The sequence below is a fragment of the Mucilaginibacter terrae genome (assembly GCF_031951985.1).
GTDB classification, from domain to species: domain Bacteria; phylum Bacteroidota; class Bacteroidia; order Sphingobacteriales; family Sphingobacteriaceae; genus Mucilaginibacter; species Mucilaginibacter terrae_A.
On the sequence record NZ_JAVLVU010000001.1, the window covers coordinates 3,332,818 to 3,351,032 of the forward strand.

The 18,215-nt window shown below is 43.0% G+C and carries 21 protein-coding genes and 1 tRNA gene; 9 read left to right on the forward strand and 13 right to left on the reverse strand.

Annotated features, from left to right (window positions below):
• Positions 1-3: 3 nt before the first annotated feature.
• From QE417_RS14060 to QE417_RS14090, 7 genes are read right to left on the reverse strand one after another with little or no spacing between them, the layout of a single operon-like run.
• A complete protein-coding gene (locus tag QE417_RS14060; RefSeq protein ID WP_311951030.1) occupies positions 4-1,155 on the reverse strand; it encodes a type II secretion system F family protein in 1,152 nt (383 codons plus the stop codon).
• An 11-nt stretch (positions 1,156-1,166) separates the two neighbouring features.
• Positions 1,167-1,640 (reverse strand): PulJ/GspJ family protein, encoded by a 474-nt coding sequence (locus QE417_RS14065; RefSeq protein WP_311951031.1) that lies wholly within the window; start codon positions 1,638-1,640, stop codon positions 1,167-1,169.
• The gene (locus QE417_RS14070; protein WP_311951033.1) at positions 1,637-1,999 is read right to left on the reverse strand and encodes a type II secretion system protein; all 363 of its coding nucleotides are present in this window, start codon (positions 1,997-1,999) and stop codon (positions 1,637-1,639) included. Before QE417_RS14070 ends, QE417_RS14065 begins: the two co-directional genes overlap by 4 nt.
• Positions 1,987-3,231 carry a hypothetical protein gene (locus QE417_RS14075; RefSeq protein ID WP_311951035.1) on the reverse strand — a complete coding sequence of 415 codons (1,245 nt, stop codon included), beginning with the start codon at positions 3,229-3,231 and terminating at the stop codon, positions 1,987-1,989. Before QE417_RS14075 ends, QE417_RS14070 begins: the two co-directional genes overlap by 13 nt.
• Before the next feature lie 5 nt (positions 3,232-3,236).
• The gene (locus QE417_RS14080) at positions 3,237-3,836 is read right to left on the reverse strand and encodes a toxin-antitoxin system YwqK family antitoxin (RefSeq protein WP_311951036.1); all 600 of its coding nucleotides are present in this window, start codon (positions 3,834-3,836) and stop codon (positions 3,237-3,239) included.
• Positions 3,833-4,393, reverse strand: a complete 561-nt coding sequence (locus QE417_RS14085) for a hypothetical protein (RefSeq protein WP_311951038.1) — start codon at positions 4,391-4,393, stop codon at positions 3,833-3,835. Before QE417_RS14085 ends, QE417_RS14080 begins: the two co-directional genes overlap by 4 nt.
• The gene (locus QE417_RS14090; RefSeq protein ID WP_311951040.1) at positions 4,380-5,330 is read right to left on the reverse strand and encodes a hypothetical protein; all 951 of its coding nucleotides are present in this window, start codon (positions 5,328-5,330) and stop codon (positions 4,380-4,382) included. The genes QE417_RS14085 and QE417_RS14090 overlap by 14 nt, the downstream gene beginning before the upstream one ends.
• Positions 5,331-5,592: 262 nt before the next feature.
• Here QE417_RS14090 and QE417_RS23670 point away from each other — a divergent pair, with 262 nt between their 5' ends.
• Complete coding sequence (locus tag QE417_RS23670) at positions 5,593-5,865, forward strand: JAB domain-containing protein (RefSeq protein WP_376717548.1); 273 nt, start codon at positions 5,593-5,595, stop codon at positions 5,863-5,865.
• Positions 5,866-6,360: 495 nt separating this feature from the next.
• Here QE417_RS23670 and QE417_RS14100 read toward each other — a convergent pair whose 3' ends face one another.
• Positions 6,361-6,519, reverse strand: a complete 159-nt coding sequence (locus QE417_RS14100; protein WP_311951044.1) for a hypothetical protein — start codon at positions 6,517-6,519, stop codon at positions 6,361-6,363.
• Positions 6,520-6,969: 450 nt separating this feature from the next.
• Here QE417_RS14100 and QE417_RS14105 point away from each other — a divergent pair, with 450 nt between their 5' ends.
• From QE417_RS14105 to QE417_RS14115, 3 genes are all read left to right on the forward strand, one after another.
• Positions 6,970-7,242, forward strand: coding sequence for a helix-turn-helix domain-containing protein (locus QE417_RS14105; protein WP_311951045.1), 273 nt, complete (start codon positions 6,970-6,972; stop codon positions 7,240-7,242).
• Between the two features lie 330 nt (positions 7,243-7,572).
• Complete coding sequence (locus tag QE417_RS14110; RefSeq protein WP_311951046.1) at positions 7,573-7,932, forward strand: MobC family plasmid mobilization relaxosome protein; 360 nt, start codon at positions 7,573-7,575, stop codon at positions 7,930-7,932.
• The gene (locus QE417_RS14115; protein WP_311951047.1) at positions 7,907-9,121 is read left to right on the forward strand and encodes a relaxase/mobilization nuclease domain-containing protein; all 1,215 of its coding nucleotides are present in this window, start codon (positions 7,907-7,909) and stop codon (positions 9,119-9,121) included. Before QE417_RS14110 ends, QE417_RS14115 begins: the two co-directional genes overlap by 26 nt.
• Before the next feature lie 156 nt (positions 9,122-9,277).
• Here QE417_RS14115 and QE417_RS14120 read toward each other — a convergent pair whose 3' ends face one another.
• Together QE417_RS14120 and QE417_RS14125 are read right to left on the reverse strand one after the other, a co-directional pair.
• Positions 9,278-10,546, reverse strand: a complete 1,269-nt coding sequence (locus QE417_RS14120) for a PD-(D/E)XK nuclease family protein (protein ID WP_311951048.1) — start codon at positions 10,544-10,546, stop codon at positions 9,278-9,280.
• A 58-nt stretch (positions 10,547-10,604) separates the two neighbouring features.
• The gene (locus tag QE417_RS14125) at positions 10,605-11,006 is read right to left on the reverse strand and encodes a helix-turn-helix domain-containing protein (RefSeq protein WP_311951050.1); all 402 of its coding nucleotides are present in this window, start codon (positions 11,004-11,006) and stop codon (positions 10,605-10,607) included.
• A 136-nt stretch (positions 11,007-11,142) separates the two neighbouring features.
• On the opposite strand from QE417_RS14125, the gene QE417_RS14130 reads away from it, so the two are divergent.
• Both QE417_RS14130 and QE417_RS14135 read left to right on the forward strand, forming a co-directional pair.
• Positions 11,143-12,039 carry a tyrosine-type recombinase/integrase gene (locus QE417_RS14130; RefSeq protein ID WP_311951052.1) on the forward strand — a complete coding sequence of 299 codons (897 nt, stop codon included), beginning with the start codon at positions 11,143-11,145 and terminating at the stop codon, positions 12,037-12,039.
• The gene (locus QE417_RS14135) at positions 12,036-13,028 is read left to right on the forward strand and encodes a hypothetical protein (protein ID WP_311951054.1); all 993 of its coding nucleotides are present in this window, start codon (positions 12,036-12,038) and stop codon (positions 13,026-13,028) included. The genes QE417_RS14130 and QE417_RS14135 overlap by 4 nt, the downstream gene beginning before the upstream one ends.
• 61 nt (positions 13,029-13,089) lie before the next feature.
• On the opposite strand, the gene istB is transcribed toward QE417_RS14135, so the two are convergent.
• Positions 13,090-13,839, reverse strand: a complete 750-nt coding sequence (gene istB, locus QE417_RS14140; protein ID WP_376717529.1) for an IS21-like element helper ATPase IstB — start codon at positions 13,837-13,839, stop codon at positions 13,090-13,092.
• Positions 13,840-13,866: 27 nt separating this feature from the next.
• Positions 13,867-15,390 (reverse strand): IS21 family transposase, encoded by a 1,524-nt coding sequence (gene istA / locus QE417_RS14145; RefSeq protein WP_311951058.1) that lies wholly within the window; start codon positions 15,388-15,390, stop codon positions 13,867-13,869.
• 53 nt (positions 15,391-15,443) lie between these two features.
• Here istA and QE417_RS14150 point away from each other — a divergent pair, with 53 nt between their 5' ends.
• The gene (locus tag QE417_RS14150) at positions 15,444-15,629 is read left to right on the forward strand and encodes a hypothetical protein (RefSeq protein WP_311951060.1); all 186 of its coding nucleotides are present in this window, start codon (positions 15,444-15,446) and stop codon (positions 15,627-15,629) included.
• Between the two features lie 70 nt (positions 15,630-15,699).
• Here QE417_RS14150 and QE417_RS14155 read toward each other — a convergent pair.
• Positions 15,700-15,776: transfer RNA gene (locus QE417_RS14155), tRNA-Met, on the reverse strand.
• An 81-nt stretch (positions 15,777-15,857) separates the two neighbouring features.
• On the opposite strand from QE417_RS14155, the gene era reads away from it, so the two are divergent.
• Together era and der are read left to right on the forward strand one after the other, a co-directional pair.
• Positions 15,858-16,733, forward strand: a complete 876-nt coding sequence (gene era, locus QE417_RS14160; RefSeq protein WP_311951062.1) for a GTPase Era — start codon at positions 15,858-15,860, stop codon at positions 16,731-16,733.
• A gap of 109 nt (positions 16,734-16,842) precedes the next feature.
• Positions 16,843-18,144, forward strand: a complete 1,302-nt coding sequence (gene der / locus QE417_RS14165) for a ribosome biogenesis GTPase Der (RefSeq protein WP_311951064.1) — start codon at positions 16,843-16,845, stop codon at positions 18,142-18,144.
• Positions 18,145-18,215 lie beyond the last annotated feature (71 nt).

Sequence of the window (18,215 nt, forward strand, 5' to 3'; positions counted from 1 at the left end):
TCCTTATTGGAAGCTGTTACTCATCTGGAATAATGGCAGGTACATCGACACCAGGATAACGCCTACTACAAGTCCCAAAAAGATAATAATGAGTGGTTCCATCATGCTGCTTAATGTACCGGTACGATACTCTACTTCGTCGATATACTGTTCAGATATACGCCCGAAAAAGTAATCCAGTTGATTGGTTTCCTCTCCTACTTTCACTAATTGAATCATTTTGGCGGGATAAATATCAAATTGTTCCAGGCTCTGATAAAAGGTTTTGCCCTTCATAATATCCCGTTCAATAGATTTCAATGAATGTTCTACTGGGTAAAAACCTATCATTTCCCGGGTCAAAATAATTGCGCGTAATAAGGGCAGCTTGGAACTGATTAACAAGCGCATGGCATTGCAAAAGCGGGCGAGATATATTTTCTTCACCAATTCACCCGCTACAGGTACACGTAGCAGTAGTAAGGTGGAGAACTTACGGTAACGCTCTGTTTTACGCTGGGTATACAACGCTATACCGATGGCAATTACTACAACTAAGAATTTTGAAAAGTTGTGCTCGAAGCTTTGAGAGATGTCGATAATTTTTTGGGTAATCCAGGGTAATTCGCCACCAAAGCGTTGAAAAACTTCGCCAAACATCGGTACGATAAATTTCAGCATAAAAAGCACAGCCCCCAATGAAGAAGCCATAACAATGGTTGGGTAAGTCAGCGAAGAGACTATCTTACGCCGCTGTTTTATTTTGTTTTTATAAAACGTTGCCAAATCCTGCAAAACCTCGGTTAGCTTTCCGGTTTCCTCGCCAATTTGCAAACTGTACACTTCGTATAAGGAAAACTTCCCGCTTTGGCGCAACGCATTTGAAAATGTGGTTCCGCTAAGTACGGCCTTTTGTATGCTCTCAAACATTATCTTATCTTTCGGCTTCTTCTGGTCGGCCAATATGAGTTCAAAACTACTTTTCAAATTTATACCGGCCTGCAACAATGAACCTAATTCCAGGTACAGGTATTCTTTCTTTTTATCACTCAGTTCCTTACTGCCAAAGCTAATATCGCGATTCAAAAGCTCCAGCACACGGTTCCCGTCCTGCCCGGGCTTTTGTGCGGAAGCCTTTTTCTTTGTTTTGTAATTGCTGATGTCGATGCTTGGCATACTCGGGTAACTTAACGAAATAATTGGGTAGAACTGAATACTTTCTTATAATGATACGGCAGTTCGTTTTTTTGATAGCGGATTTCAAAATGCATTTCGTCAATCACTGCGGTATCTTTTGTTACCTGTAATACATTGCCCTCCAACAAATATACAGGCTTATTTCCTTCCAATTTAAAAGTATCGGTTATCAGGCTTTTTCGAATAATTTTATCCGCAGCAAAAGCATAGCTTATTTGCTGGCTATCTACAGTAAAGTGCATACTGTCGTTATATAAAAAGGCAGCATCACTCCTTGTGAAATCCCGGCGCAGAAGCTGGTCTAATCGCATAATTACAGCAAGCTCAGTTTGGTGGGTATGGTAATTACGGTACACATTTCCCATGAGTACCAACGCGGTATAAGCAACGGCCACTACAATAGCCGAAATAAGCATAGCGACCGTTAACTCCATGATGGTAAATGCATTTAACTTTCCCTTCATTTGCTTTGCTTATTTATCACCAGTTGCCTGCTTTCTGTTATACGATTCCCGTTTTCATCGCTTACCACTACCTGAACTTCTAAAAGCTTTTCATTGTGCCTGTAAGGACTGGCTTCATATCGCGCATGCCAGCTACCAAAGGACTGCTCGTTTGTTACTTCAGGCTGTAGTTGAGCTGACATAAACACCTTTTTCACAATCATTCTTGCCCTGATTTGCCTGGCAGGGATTGATTGCCGCATTACATTCGAATAAATAGTAAGCCCCAATCCCAAAACAATCATAATAATTACCATAGCCACAATAACCTCCACTACCGTAGACCCGTCAAATTTATGTTTCCATTTTAATTGAGCCATTGTAATACAAATTGATTGGTCGGTACAGACGGAAAAATACAACTACTCAAATAATATTTTGACAACGCGGGCCTGTTGATCCTGATATTAATCAGATAGTTTTCGTACCGGGTGTAGCCGGTTTGGTATAAAAACCGTTTTGTATACACACTTCCTTTAATCTCCGTTCCGTCCTGGTAATTGATCAGGCCGTTACAGTAGATTTGCCCCTTCACCTCACTTTGCTTGTCCATCATTATAACGGGCAGCAGTTCCGTCTTGGCTTTTTCGTATACTAATAAAACACCGTTGATTTGAGTATGATGCCCGATGGCAAGTTTCCTTTGTCCTTTTGGTGTAGCATCAAACCCTGCCACCGCTAATACCGATGGATAATTGAACCGGCAATTCGCTCCTACTGAGATGGAATCGGATGCAAATAACTGGCAGTTACCTTTGAAGCCACTACTTACCTTAATAGCCTTGGCAAAAATCAGTATGTTATCGAATTTCGCTGTGCTATCTATGACCAGCAAGGTGTCGGAATGAATTATAATATTGCCCCACAGCGCAGTTGAAAGGGTTATAACCTGTTTACCTGCGTTCACGTGCAGTGTCTCCTTTAAAAACGACCGGGTTAGCATTTCGTTAATACTTCCTATGCTGTCATTTTTATTGGTGGGCTTAAGCCCAGCTTCTATCCTTTTCAAGAATAGAGTATTAAGTTCGGGAAGTTCCCGTCCGCTTACCTTTTTTTCTCCTATCACCAAACGGCTATCGCCCTGGTAAGCCTGGCTATTCACATAGGCTTGTTTAATACCGGCTTTTGGCAAATATGCTGTTCCCCTGATTTCGGTTTTACCGCTTACCGATATATTCCGGTCTTCATCAATGATATAAAGCGCCGATTGTTTGGCTGAATCTGGAAGTGAAGCAATCGAAAAAGCTTTCCTAATGGTGTCACTTTGTATGAACGCCCTTGCAATACCGATATCAAACAGGCCCCATTCGCGTCGTTCCACTAAAACGGTATCGTTCACTGTATTGAATAGGCTGAATTTTTGCGATGGCGTTATTGCCCCAACCGTTATCATATTAATGGCCGAACTCAGGTTATCTTCCAGTTGATGGTAGCGTACGGTTTTCTGATATTGTAAGCGATAAAAATATGCCGCCGTGATAAGCGATGAACAAATAACCGCAATTACCAATGCGATTACAATAACCATATGCAAGGCTGAAGCACGTAACATATAGTTTAGCGGGTTGCCTGAACGTTTTTTTTCTTTTTGAACCTGAAATGTTTTACCCGTTGCCAAAGCGAGGTCTTTGATGTGTCAGCAATAACTAGTTTTCCGGCTTTATATTTTACGGTTTGAACCGAATCGGTCCCTTTATAATTGCTGATTTTACCATTCAAGACGTTGTTTTTATAGGTTCCACTTTTTAACAGCTGTCCGTTATTATTGAACAATTCAAAATAGCCTGCTTTCTGGCCTTCCTTCCAAGTTGTATGTTCTTTCAGTCCGCCTTGCTCATTCCAACTTTGCCACACGCCGTGTTTCAAACCTTTTTTGAACTTCCCCTGTTCGTGCAGGTTCTTATTGGGGTAAAATTCCTGGTATTGCCCATTTAACAGTTTACCGCTAAAACTACCCTGGGTTTGATGTATTGTATTACTGCCGTACCAATAGTATAAACGGTCGCGGTAATTAGCATCAGCTTTATCAGTAGTAGTGTGGGCTATAATGGTTTTGTCAGGTTCTGTTATCCTGATTTTATCAGGGTCGTAATCCATTTGTTTTTGAGCAGTGGCTACAAACGGAATCCATAATAATAAAATCAATAATCTTTTCATGAGCCCGAACTTACCTGAATGTATTTGGTGTGGTTTTGATAGGAAACTTTAATTGAATCCTTGTAGTTTTTTAACAGTTTTACCGCCCCGGCTGTCTCGCCTTCGCTCAGCATTTGTGGTTTGCCGTTAATGGTTACCAATGCCAACAGCTTTTTTGTGCGTGGGTTGCGGATATAACCGGTAAACTGTATAAAACTCCAGTTAATTGCTGCCGGCCCGGTTATTACACTCCGGTTAAAACCTTGTGCTGTTTGCACCGGCTTTATAAGTTTACTTACCGAAATAACCGATGTATCTGTTGCCGATGCCTTATGTTCTGCTGTTGCAAACGGGTTGCGATAGTTTAATTTCAATGTAGCCGTATCCTTTACTATTGCCCTGTCATTCATCACTTCCTTTTTTACAGGGGCGCTGGTTTGCGGGATAACCATATCGTCGTCTCCCTGCAAGGCGTCGTAAACCCGGTAAAATATGGTCCCCCATATAATAACCAGGAGCGCTCCCAGGAAATAAACCGTTGCTTTATTCTTACCTGCCGCCATATTACTGAATATCAAAACTTCTCAATTCACTTGCGGCACTTTCATTACCGGCAGCATCTATTGCAGTTACTCTCCAGTATATCCTATCGCCCGTTACTCCTGAGGTAAAGGAGTAACTTGTAGCCGTTAACAGCATCGGAAAGCTGTTATTATACGGCGTAGTTTGGTCACTTTTTAAAACCGTTAGCTTGTACCTTACTGCGGTTGATGCCACATTCCATTGCAGGCTGACCGGTGAAGTGACTATGGCACTATTGGCAGGGTTTGCCAATGTTACAACAGGCGGTGAAGTGCGGTCAATAGTAATGCTATTGATGCCCGACCATTGTGCTTGTGCGGTGTCGTTTTCGGCACGTACACGCCATTGAAAACTACGGTCTTTAGGAACGGTGAAACCTGCTTGTAATGCCGGGGTAACCTGTTCATACATCACTGTTGCACCCGCAAAGTTATCCGAGTCTACCTGTAAACGGTATTTGGTGGCACCGTAAAGGCTATTCCAATTAAAGCTGATATTAGCTTGATTGGATAGCTGATTATTAGCCGGTGATACCAACGTTGTAGTTTGCTGTTTAAGTGACGAGAATACTACCTGAAACTTTAGCGGCTGGCTGTACGCTGTTTGATAGCCGTTGTTCTCTGCTCTAACCCGCCATTCGTAATCACCGGGAACTAAATTGAGGCTGAACTTATTGCCACTAACTAAAGTGTCGGCAACCAATTGGGTGGGCTGTTCAAAGCCTGGTGAAACAATTTGCAACCGGTAATTCCGGGCATCTTCGGTTTCGTCCCACCAAAAATTGACGGTATAGCTTTTGCTTTGAAAATTGTTTGCCGGGGCATTTAGTTTAACCTGCTTGTCGCTGATATCGGGTTCGATGAATTCTTTACAGCTTGTTAGGGCGACAATTATCAGCAACATTAAAGCCCATGTATGAGTGACAGGTTTCATTAGGTACTAAGTTATTAAATTGGAGGGAGACGGCAAAAGGATGACCTTTTATAATTTGAGATTCTTAGATCATGTGGAGCATATTCATCGCTAAGGAAATCGAACTACTTTAGAAACGGGAGGTAGCCGCGAAAGATATGCCGCTGGTTAATAGTGCTGAATCTGCTCATGCAATTTTGCGTAGTCAATGGGATGAAAACCGTATGGATTAGTCGATGATTTTAAGGTACTGCTATTAAATCGGGCTAACAAACTTATTGTTATTTACCATGCAAGCAGCGGTACAAATGTTGGTGCATTGGTTGACTCCAAATTGATATTTGTCGCTGCGTTTAAAGTGAATGCTCATAGTATTATTCTTACACAAAATCATCCTTCAGGTAGTTTGATGCCAAGTAATGCTCATAGTGCACAGACCCAACGGTTTACTGATGCAGGGGAAATGGTAGGCATTATAGTTTTTGACGATCTCATTCTTACGCCTGCCGTTAACAGAAATACGCGCAAATACGGTGGCGGGGTCGGTTTCTTGTAGCTTTGACAGCCTGATTACAAACTGAATACCAAATTTGTTACTTCTCCTCATATCAATTCATTTTATTTTTTACTTGATAATCATTGTTGCAGGTGATGAACTTTACTCACAAAAACAGGTATAAAACCCATCAAAAAGAATCAAATAAATGACTCAATAAATTAATATACTATTAGTTAAGTCTATATTTGCGAGTAAATGTAAAACACTTAATTTACTCACGCCATTGCTCACATCTTCTTTGATATTGATTGGAGTTTATTGGGGTGAAATAAAACATAAAACCCGCAAATCATTGTGATTTGCGGGTTTTTGACTTTAATTAGTATCGCTTCAGTAGGGATGGCAGGTTTTAGGTGTAATATTTTACGCTACAATAGAACGATGTGTACTTAAATACCTCCAAATTTGATAAAATTATTGAACTTAAATCTTGATTGCTATTGAATATCAGCACTTTCTTTCATTACCAACAAGTTTGAAACATGACCGGGATCACTTTAGTTTTCTATCAATCCTTTTTAATATCCCTATAGTTGGATTATTAAAAACCAGACCTTTCCCATTTCGTTTCACATTGACGCCATCAAAAGCACTCAAATAAATCAATTCATTATTAATCATTATTTCAATTTCAAAATTACCTTTAAGCATATTCTGATTGTAAAAGACTTCAGACACCCAGAAATTTGTATAAGGGGCCCTATCGCGCTATATACTATATTTAAAATCAGATACTTATTGCTACTTTTTTTTAAAAATACTCAAATTTTGCTCGCTTCTTCTAAAACCAATTTATACTTAATTGTATCAGCAGAGCATTATTTTATTATTTCGCTTTCAAACGAAACAAAAATTTGATTTTCTTTTTTGGGGTGACGTAAATTCGTCCCCCCTGTCACTGGTGGCGTATTAGTTTTAATCTTTTCTTTGCTGTGATAAGAATTTGTAACAAATAGTTAAAAATTTAATCACTTATTATGGAGGCGATATTTACCGATATGCATTAGAGGTTTAACAACATTTATTTTAGGGTACTACCCTAATGGTTGTCAAGTTTTTTAAGATTATACGGTAAGTTTTGCCGTCAGCAAATGTAATTTTATGGCAACAGAGATTATCACCAAGGAGGACCTGCATGAATTCCGCGAGCTTTTATTAGTGGACATCAGGGGATTGTTGGGCGGCAAGGGGCCGCAGGAGAATACCAAGTGGCTGAAAAGCTACCAGGTTAAAAACATGCTCCGCATCTCCCCCGGCACCCTGCAAAACCTTCGGGTAAACGGAACACTCCGCTACACTAAGATTGGCGGCATTATTTATTATAAACAGGAGGACATACAGGCCGTACTGGAAGGCAACATTAAGAAGAAGTAAGTAAAGGGGATTTAACAACGAAGGAACAAAGACAGGCAACGCGAGAGAAACATAGGCGCCGTTGAAAATAAATACCCGTCAATCGCTACCGGATCATCTTCGCATTCGGTACCGACCGGCGGGACAGACAGGCGGCAAATCCCGCGCAAAGCATCAAGCTTTGCGCGTATCTCCTACCGGCATTTCAGGACAGCGAACCGAGCACCGCTTTAAGGTGCCTCCTATATAGTCCGCCGCATGAAGCAAGCCATGTTTCGGTAATACCGAAACGGCTTGCCGGGCGGTGCCCGGAGCCTGCCTGTTGCACTTCGTTTAACAGGCAAAAAGCCTATGGCAAGACCACTCAAAGACAGTGAGGAAAAACGTTCGGTAGTCTTCCCTATCAGGCTGACAAAAGACGAGAACAAGCGGCTGATTAAACTAGCCGGTATCTGCGGAAAACAGCCGAGCATACTGGTCAGGGAAAAGGTCTTTAGCGGTCGATTCCCGGAACCTCGAAAAGCACGGTTAGAAATTGATACCTATCGTGAATTGAAAAAGATTGGCGTTAATCTGAACCAGCTCACCAAACGTGCAAATTCAGGTTTCTTACCGCCGGGGCTGATAATGGTTCTGGAACACTTAGCCAGGCAGCAGCAGGAGATAATTAAAATTTTATTGAACCATGATAGCCAGTCAAAAGATAGGTAAGAGTTTCATGGGGGCGTTAAGCTATAACATGCGAAAGCTTAACCATCCCGAAGAGCGCCTTAGGGCTGAACTACTGGATATGAACTTGGCCTCGCTCGACAGGCATCTTATCAAACAGGAAGTTGATTGGATAAGAACCTTAAAGCCGAACCTGAATAAATATGTATACCACACCAGCCTCAATTTTTCTAAAGAAGAGGAAATGGGATTGGACAATGATAAGCTTTTGGCAATAGCTCATGATTATTTGAACGGCATGGGCTTTACCAACAACCAATACCTCATTTTCAGGCACTATGACGCAGACCATCCGCACATGCACCTATTGGTAAATCGAATCACCTTTGACGGAAAGGTTGTATCGGATAGCAACAACTATAAGAGAAGCGAGTCGATACTCAGAACATTGGAAAAGAAATATGGATTAGCCCAAGTTGCAAGCAGCAAGCTTGCCGATACGAAGGCTGCAAAGAAAGACGAACTGGAGATGGTGATGCGAACAGGTGAGCCGTCGAAAAAGATGGTCTTACAGGAGATATTGAGCAGGTTGCTTGACGAGCCTAAACTTACCATGCAGGAATTTATAAAGCGTGGTGAAGAAATGGGAGTCGGCTTTCTGTTTAACCAAGCCAGCACCGGCCGAGTAAGCGGGGTCACTTATTTTTATGATGGTTTGGCGGTTAAGGGACAAGCATTGGGTAACCGTTTCAAATGGTCGGAAATCGTAAAGGCAGTGAACTATGAACAAGGTAGAGATGGCAAGGCTGTTAGCGAAGGAAGCGAGCGAACGAGAGCAGCACAAAAACTACAAACCGCCGGAGGAGCGGAACCGGGAGCCGGTGGGCAGCGACCAAGTGACGGAAGAATCGTCCCTATTGCTTCAAACGATGAGCGAGATGCTGAATATCATGCGGGGCCTGAGGCTACAAAACGAACAAGCGAAGGCAATTCAGGGGGCACTTTCAGAACAAATTACGAGATTGGAAGTAGCGACATCGAGGCAGCACAGAGACCAGTGGGAACAAATCAGGATGCTTATCTTTCTGATACTTATACCGCTGATCATGAGTATAGCGGCTCTGCTTATTCTAATGGTATTGAGATTAACATCGCCGACGACATAGATGACGAGGCTATCCACGGGCGAAATCGCCGAAGGGAGCGCAAGGCGCGGACGAACCGGCGGTAGAATGTAGAAATAGGGCATTTATTTCGGTTCATTCACACACGAACGCATTGCAGCACTTAAACAGCCGGGAGCAGTTAGTATAAGAATTGTCAAGGGCGGACAGGCCGAGGTACGAGGTATGGCCGTTCATATACCGTTGACGATTTTTATGCGCTGCTAACTTTTTGAATGCGGTGTAATGTTTGGTTGCGTATTGTAGTCGCCTAAAACCTGCTGAACCATTATGACAAACTGCTTAATTAACAGCCAAAGATCATTTAAATATTTTGCCCGAAAATCATCATTAAGTAGCTTAAGGGTTGAATCATTTGAAAAACTCTCGAAATTTATTTTGGGCTCGCAATAATGGCCAGCGATCCAATACTCTTCCACTCCCCAATCACTAAACTCAAGCACTCTTTTCGCAAGCTCAGAAAACTTGGGGTCTTCGTTTAAATTCCTCTTACCATTTACAATCATCGTCAAACCATAGTATACATCACTAAAGCTACGTTCGATGAGCAAATGGGCATCGGCACCGCTGAACTCACCTATTCTAAACATTATCCCATACCATGGATTTCTGTTTCGGGAGTTATGAACAACACTTGACAATTTATTGCTGTCATATTTCATATAATCCAGCACTTCATACTCTCCATTAATAATGGTTTCAAGGTCACGCCAAAAATACCATTCCGTAAACCACTTAACATTCTTCCAGTTTTCTGCAATCTTTTTAGCTTTTAAAACATTGTCCCCCTCAGCAAGAAAATCAATTATTTCATCCATTTCTTCTTTGTTCATAGTTTTACCGGAAATTTCTTGTACCAAGCTTCTGTATTGAAGTAGAGTTTCCCGTAAAGGAGGATGATTGTAAGCTTCCTTCACGCAATACTCCAACCATTGGTCAATATCTGTTTCGTAAGAAACGGTAAAGAGGACCTGTTTATACGATTCCAACAAAATAAGATTTCCAGTGCTGTTATCATCAGGCTCTTTTCCGTCGATAGACAAATAGAAGAGCTTTATATCCCTATAGCCCTCATTAAAAAGTATGTCGTAATAACGTTGTAGTTGTTCAGGCTGATCAGGTGCCCAAAGTTTATTTTCAATTACAATTGCTTGCTTATTATTACTAATTAGAATATCTATCTTTTTATACTCTTTACGAACCTTTACATTATTTAACTCAAATCCCAGAATCCCGAATTGTCCCAAAAGCTTTTCAAGAAAAATTAATCCAAAGCAATGTTCAGCCTTAGGATTAATTAACTCATAAATGAGTTTCGAGTGGAGGTTAACTTCGTCAAATTTTCTTTCAAGAAGGTTAAAGATATTGAAACGATTCTTTTGACGATTCTTTTTAAACTGAAAATCAATGAGTCCAATTTGGTCAAGAAGAACTTGCAGTTGATGGAGGGATGAGCTATGCTGCATTTGCATTGATTACAATAAATATTTGGTCATTGAACAAGCCGCTCATTTAAATAAACTATGAAGTTTATTTTGTAGTAGACTTTAATAATTCGACTTTCTCCTTTTCGGCAGCTAAAAGGCGTTCGTAAAGCTTTTTATTTTCCTCATAAACTTCGATCAACTTATCAATGGGATTAAAGTTGAATTGATGGCCAACATTTGCTCCATGATTATTTGAACCTTCATAATTGTTTTGAATGTTATAAATCACAGCCTCATCGCTATAATTTTTTATAGCCTCGGATGAAACACCCAATACAGCAGCAATTTTTTCCAAAGCTGAATCCTCCACCTCTGCACTTTGTTCGATCTTAGAAACAGCCTGTTGGCTGATACCTAACTCAGCAGCTAACGTTTCCTGTTTCATGCCGCGTAGTTCTCTGATCCTGCTGATTTTTCTTCCAAGGTGTAAGGTAGTGTCTGCCATTGCCAAAAGTATTAATAAGCGTAAATGTACGAAACAACTGCATTAATGTAAAGTACAACCGCCAGTGGTTTGATACTGGTGACGAGAGGATGAACTTCGCGCCGATATTTTGTCGTTTTCATAAGTTACATCATAAATGAGTTCTGAACTACCTGCTGATTGCACCGCTATACTTTTTAAACAAGCCCTCAATAAAAAACTACATTCCGACCTTAGCAAGAAACACAAGAACAGTCTGACACGCTTATATAACAGGTTTATGGAGTTTCTGGGAGATGAAGGACGTGCCCAGCCACTTACCTCGCTGACAACACCTATCATTGAAAAGTTTTTGGAACAGTTCAGTTCATCAGCTACCCATTACATGAACAAGCGGCGCGATTTGGGTGTGTTATTCAACTCTGCATCCCGCATTATCGATGTCAACCTGCTGACGGTTAAGAAAACGGAACCGCAAAGAATAAAGGCTAAGCTTCATCAAGCTTATGAAAAGGAACAGTTACAACCGGTGCTCGATTTCATCAAAGCGTTTCATAAGAACCTATATAGATGCTGTTTGCTAACCTACGGTTGCCTGCTCAGACCGCACGAAGAAGTAAGATTACTTACCCGTAAGCACTTTAAGGCAGACTTTACGGAGGTACACCTTGGAGGCCGGGAGAATAAAGGCGGCAGGGTCAGGATGGTATACGTGCCTGATTACGTAAGGGCTGAAATGGAATGTAGCTTATCCCTGCTCAGGCGTGATGATAACATCTTCAGCGGTAAATCTATCCCGTATAATGAAAGCTACTTTAGCCGACAATGGTCACGGGCAAAAAAGGAGTTGATAAGTCATGGTTTGATTTACCCTAATCAAACGCTGTACTCTTTCCGGCATAGTGCTGCCATCAATGTTTTCAGGCGAAGTAAAGACGTGTACCTCTTGCAAAAGATGTTGGGACACTCATCCGTTGTCGTTACGCTCAAGTATCTGCGAAGCCTGGGTGAGTTTAATTCAGATGAACTTAGGGATGCTGCACCTATTTTATGATTACGCTTACCCGGCACGAAATGTATGAATTGGTATGGCAACAGCCAATAACCAAAATCGCTGAGAAATATGTGATCTCAGACGTTGGGTTTCGAAAGGCATGTTTGCGCATGAATATTCCGGTTCCGAACGCGGGTTATTGGTCGAAGATTTATGCCGGACAAAAGATGAAGCCACCCGAGCTACCTGCAAAGTTTAAGGGCAAAGACTATCTTGGATTGGAACTGCGAGATGCAGGGCAAGCCGTAAAAACACCATCGAAGCTTAACAAGGCCGCGAAGAGCTTATCTGCCCAGCAGCTTCCGTTCAGGGTTCCTGAACGATTAACAAGGCCGCACCCCATGATTGTCGCCGCTAAGGCAAGCCTGGCTAAGCTGCGTGACAGATTGCACCCGGGGATGGAAGTCACAGCTAAGGGCGAATTGGACATCAGGGTGACACCCGCCAAGGTCAACCGTGCACTCCGCTTTATGGACACCTTTGTCAAATGTATCTATGCAAGAGGCCACACTATCACAAATGATGATACTGGAACTTATGTAGTCATTAAACGAATCCGGTTAAAAGTGACTTTCAGGGAAAGGACATCAAGGGTTGCGGTAACCGACAACCCTTTCAAAAGCATCGAGTGGCATCCTAACGGAAAACTCGCGTTCAGGCTTGAGGGACGGCTTAGGGCTGAATGGTTTGACGGCAAAACGCGTTTACTTGAAGAGCAACTGGCAAATATTCTGGCGAAGCTTGAACTGGTAGCCGGTCAGGAGGAAGAACATGCCTTAAAACTTAAATACTTGCAGGAAGAACGGGAACGGGAGCAGCTGCGACGAGTAGAGCGGGAAAGACGGCAAAGGGAAGAGCGAACGTCCCTTAAACAGTTATTGACAAATACAGGTAGATGGGAAAAGGCAGAGAAGATTAGACAGTATGCTGTATATTATGGAGATGTTGACCACCTTGTTCCAGGCCAAACTGACCAGGCAATTTGCTGACATGAGATGTGCAGCGGGTGCTTAAGAAGCGTTGTCAAAAATAGGTATTTAAAAGTTATTTTTATTCAAGGTTGTTTGCCGTTATTGGTGTACGCTTTCTTCTCATCGATTCTCCTTTCAATTCTATCCGGTGTGCATCGTGAACGATCCGGTCCAGGATAGCATCAGCAATTGTCTTTTCACCAATCACTTCAAACCACTTGCTTACCGGCAGCTGAGAGGTAATGATCAGCGAGGTCTTACCGTGCCGGTCCTCGATGATCTCCAGCAGGGCGGCCCTGCTCTGGGCATCAAAAGGCTGTATCCCAAAGTCGTCCAGTATAAGCAGTTGTGTCCTTTCCAGTTTAGCGATCTCCTTGATATACGAGCCATCAGCCTTAGCCATTTTGAGTTTGGCAAACAGCTTGGGCGTGCTGGCATAGAACACCCGGTAGCCCTGGATACAGGCCTGATGGCCAATAGCTGAAGCCACGTAGCTTTTGCCGATACCGGTGCTGCCAGTGACCAGGATGTTTTCAAAGCGGTCAATGAACGTACATTCGGCCAAGCGCATGATCTGGTTGCGGTCGATACTTCGTTCAGCATGGTAGTGAACGTCCTCTATAGCGGCTTTATAGCGGAACTTGGCATATAGGATCGTGCGCTCAATGCGCCTGTTCTGGCGGTCGTCCCATTCGGCATCTACCAGGTGGCCCAGCAGTTCATCTGCTGTATAATCATTCGTTTTACCGGTTTCCACGCTGCTTTTGAAAGCATGGAACATGCCGAAGAACTTCATCTTCCGCAGTTTGTCTAAGGTGTCTTGATTCATGTTGTTATAGTTGTTTGTTATTAATGCTTATTTGTAATCCCCTCTAATATTATTGTGGCTGGGCATAGGCAGCTCGTCTGCGAACAGGCTTTCTTCATAGCTGTCCATGTTGTTCTCCAGGATAGTTTGTATGGTTTTATAGTTGTAAATGCCATAGCTTAAAGCACGCTGGCAGGCGACGATCAGGCGCTCGTTACCCGCTTTCTTGGCAAAGCCCAATACCCCCAGGCAGGACTTGTAGGCCTGTTCCGGGTGCTGCTTGCGGTCCAGTATCTTCAGGATATACAGCCTGACATCCTCATGGATCGAGGCCGCCCAGTCCAGGAACATATCAGGTGACCAGTCCGCCTTAAAGCGGTGTGTGGTGGCCAAGTGCTCTTTATCTGTCGTATAGCCGTAAGGATTCTTATTGCGTTTGTGCAGCGCGATCCGCTCATAGTTAGAAAAGATCTCTACGGTTGTGCGTGAGTATAAAAGCTTTACCCGTTTACCGATGTAGCGGTAAGGAACGCTGTAGTAGTGTTTATCAGGGCCCAGGTTAACATGCCCGTTCTTGATCACTTTGGCATAGAAGTGCTGTTTGAACTGGTAGCGCATGACCGGAAGCGGGGTGAGTGTATGCCTTTCTACTTCCTCGAACTGAAGCCTGCGGCTATAGTTACGTCCTTTGAGGAACTGGGTGTTATGCACCTCCAGGGCTTCCCATATCGCTGCATTGAGGTCTGCAAGAGAATGATAGGTTTGTTTGTTTAAAGGTGCATAGACCTTGCTATAAAGGATCTTAACAGCACCTTCCACCAGCGCTTTATCACGCGGGCGGTACGCCCGCGCAGGTAAGATGGTGGTACCGTAATGTTCGGCAAAGTCCTCAAAAGTCTCATTCAGGGTAGGCTCATAGCGGCTGCTTTTGGTTACGGCAGCTTTGAGGTTATCCGGCACAATGGCGGCGGGTACGCCGCCGATAAAGTGCAGGGTATTCTCGCAGGCGGCAATAAAGTCTTCCTTTTGCTGGCTCATAACAGCCTCTGCATAAGTAAGCTGGCTGGCACCTAGTATGGCTACAAAGACTTCTACTGATATGATCTCACCGGTATCCTTATCGGTAAGGTTCATCTTTTCACCAGCAAAATCCACATACAGCTTATCTCCGGCTTTGTGATCCATGTGCATGGTTGGATTGACCCTGGCCTTCCATTGGTTGTAGTAAAAGCAGAACTGGCTGTACCTGTAGCCATCAGGAAACTCTTTGATATAGGCCTCCCACAGCATATAGCGGGTCATGCCGGTACGCTTCAGTTCTTTATCTACGTGGGGGAAGCACCGTAGCATGGACTGCATACGGCTGCTGGGTGGCTGCTCTCTGGTCTTGCCAAAAAAGTCTTCCAGCTCTTTGTCGTTCAGGGAATTGACTTCTTCAAACGTGCAGCCGCTGGCCTTAAAGGCGGATACGTACTTCTTTACGGTGTTTCGGGATGCGTCAACCTGGGCAGCTATGCTCATTAGAGGACGCTGCTGGCTGTACAACTTTAAGATCTTTCTTATCTTACTCATGCTGATTGTTAAGTTGGCCATGCTTAGGAGGTGTGTATGTCTGCCTCCTTAAGATGGTTCGCTCTTCAGCACCAGCTACACTATTACAGTGGTCACTTTCGCCCGGAATACCCTGGTCAGTTTGCCGCGGAATGGGTGTTCAGTTTGCCCCGGAATGGGATGGTCACTTTCATCAGAATCTCCAGATAGTTACAAAGGATTTTAGTGTACCTGCCATATTCTACCAGTGTACCGAATAGCACACCAAATTGAATATATTTCTAAAACAAAAAAGCCTCTCAGATTTCTCTAAAAGGCTTTTGTCCAACTTGGGTAGCGGGAGCAGGACTCGAACCTACGACCTTCGGGTTATGAGCCCGACGAGCTACCAACTGCTCCATCCCGCACTATGTTTGTTTTTTTATTGGACTGCAAAGATATAATTCGTTTCTTTGTACTCCAAATTTATTTTAAATAATTTTTTACATATGAGTCATCGGGCAGGTTTTGTGAGCATTATTGGTAAACCCAACGCAGGGAAATCAACCCTGATGAATGCGTTTGTGGGCGAAAAGATGTCAATCATTACTCCTAAGGCTCAAACTACAAGGCATCGTATACTGGGTATGGTGAATACCGACGATTATCAGATCGTGTTTTCGGATACCCCCGGTGTAATTAAACCGCATTATGCCCTGCAAGAAAGCATGATGCACCAGGTATCGGGCTCCATAGTGGATGCCGACCTGATTTTGCTGGTTACCGACATTAACGAAACGCACGACGAAAACGAAGTACTCGAAAAGCTGCAAGGTTCGCTGGCTCCGTTGGCTGTTTTAATTAATAAGATCGACAAAAGCGACGAGGAAACGGTAAAGGCTAAAGTAGAATACTGGCAACAAAAGCTAAATCCTAAGGCTATATTTGCAGTATCGGCCCTAATGGATCATAACGTACGCGGGGTAATGGACTTTGTGATAGAAAACTTGCCAGAGCACCCGCCTTATTATGAAAAGGACTTTTTAACTGATCGTAACGACCGCTTTTTTGCCTCAGAGATGATACGCGAGCAGGTATTTAAGCAGTATAAAAAAGAGATACCTTACAGTACCGAGGTTATTATTACCGAGTTTTTAGAGGAGGATATATACCGCATCAGCGCCGAAATTATTGTAGAGCGCGACTCGCAAAAGAATATCATTATCGGCAAAAACGGTGAAATGCTTAAAATTGTTGGCACTTATGCCCGCCGCAGCATGGAAGAGTTCTTCCAACGTAAGGTATTCCTCCAAATGTTTGTTAAGGTAATAGGCGACTGGCGCAGCAAGAAAAACTACCTGAAGAAATTTGGGTACGAAGACTAAGGAATAGAGTAAAGAATATAGAATCAAGAATACAGACATAAGGCTATCGGGAGAATGAACAGATTTTTATCTGTATTCTATACTCTTGATTCCTGAATCTAATATAAATATGAGTAACATAGTAGCTATTGTGGGCCGCCCTAACGTAGGCAAATCCACTTTATATAACAGGCTTACCGAAAGCCGCAAGGCCATAGTTGACGATTTTAGCGGCGTTACGCGCGATCGCCATTACGGCATTGCCGAGTGGGTTGGTCGCAGCTTTAACGTAATTGATACCGGGGGCTACGTAGCCAATTCTGACGATGTTTTTGAAGTAGCCATACGCGAGCAGGTAGTTATTGCCATTGAAGAGGCAACCTGCATTTTATTTGTGGTTGATGTAACCACCGGCATAACCGACCTTGACGATGAAATTGCCGATATACTCCGCAAAGGCAAAAAGCCGGTATTTGTGGTGGTAAACAAGGTAGATAACAACGCACAGCAGTCAGACGCTACTGAATTTTATTCATTAGGCTTAGGCGATATTTACAATATTTCATCCATGACAGGTTCGGGTACAGGTGAGTTGCTCGACGAGGTGATCAAAACCTTCGACGAAGAACCTGCCGAAGAAAACACCCTGCCTAAGTATGCCATTGTTGGCCGCCCTAACGTGGGTAAATCCTCTATCATCAATGCTCTTATTGGCCAGGAACGTAATATTGTTACGCCTATTGCCGGTACCACGCGCGATTCGATACACATACACTACAACCGTTACGGCCACGAGTTTATGCTGATTGATACCGCCGGTTTACGCAAAAAAACCAAGGTAAAAGAGAACATCGAGTTTTACTCGGTAATGCGTACCATCAAGGCCCTCGAAGAAGCCGACGTGATCATCCTCATGATCGATGCACAAGAAGGTCTCGAATCGCAGGATATTAATATTTTCCACCTGGCCGAAAAGAATAAAAAAGGTATTATCCTGGTAGTAAACAAGTGGGATTTGATCGAAAAGAACAATAAGACGATCAAGGTTTTTGAAGAGCAGATACGCGAGAAGATAGCACCATTTACCGATGTGCCTATCGTGTTCACTTCGGTGCTTGAGAAGCAACGCCTGCTAAAGGTTATCGAAACTGCAGCAGACGTTTACAAAAACCGCGCTAAAAAGATCCCAACCTCAAAACTGAACGACGTGATGCTGCCTATCATCGAGCATTATCCACCACCGGCACTTAAAGGCAAGCACGTAAAAATTAAGTACGTTACGCAAATTAACGGCACATCGCCCATGTTTGCCTTCTTTTGTAACCTGCCTCAGTATATTAAAGAGCCATACAAGCGTTATATCGAAAATCAGCTGCGCGAAAACTTTGATTTTTCAGGTGTACCGATACAAATATTTTTCCGTCAGAAATAAGATCGTGGAGATTAAATTATTGATGCTGCAAAGAGGGTTTTCACTCAGCTTTGCAGCATTTTTTATGTAAA